The following is a 297-nucleotide window of genomic DNA, read 5'->3' as shown; positions in this document are numbered from 1 at the left end:
CCCTGCCCTGGGATTTTGCCTGCAAGATCTTCCTGACCGCCCTGACCCTGGCAGTAGGCTTCAAAGGCGGCGAGGTGGTCCCAAGTTTCTACATCTGGGCGACCTTTGGCTGCATCGCCGGGCCATGGCTGGGCCTGCCCGCCGGGTTTGCCGGTGCCATCGGTCTGGTCTGCGTGTTCTGCGGAGCAACAAACGCCCTGATCCCCTCCATCCTGCTTGGATTCGAGCTGTTTGGCGGGCAGGGGCTGGAGCTTATTGCGATGGGCTGCGGCGTGTGCTACATGCTCTCGGGCCTCC

1 protein-coding gene is annotated in these 297 nt (G+C 63.6%); it reads left to right on the top strand.

Going from position 1 to position 297, the window contains the following annotated elements:
* Positions 1-297, top strand: a 297-nt coding sequence (locus tag P0G09_RS19265; RefSeq protein ID WP_275253475.1) for a chloride channel protein, incomplete at both ends; no start/stop codon positions are given.

Source organism: Faecalibacterium sp. DFI.5.82 (assembly GCF_029076575.1).
GTDB classification, from domain to species: Bacteria; Bacillota; Clostridia; order Oscillospirales; family Ruminococcaceae; genus Faecalibacterium; species Faecalibacterium duncaniae.
This window is presented reverse-complemented; position numbering and strand designations above follow the sequence as displayed.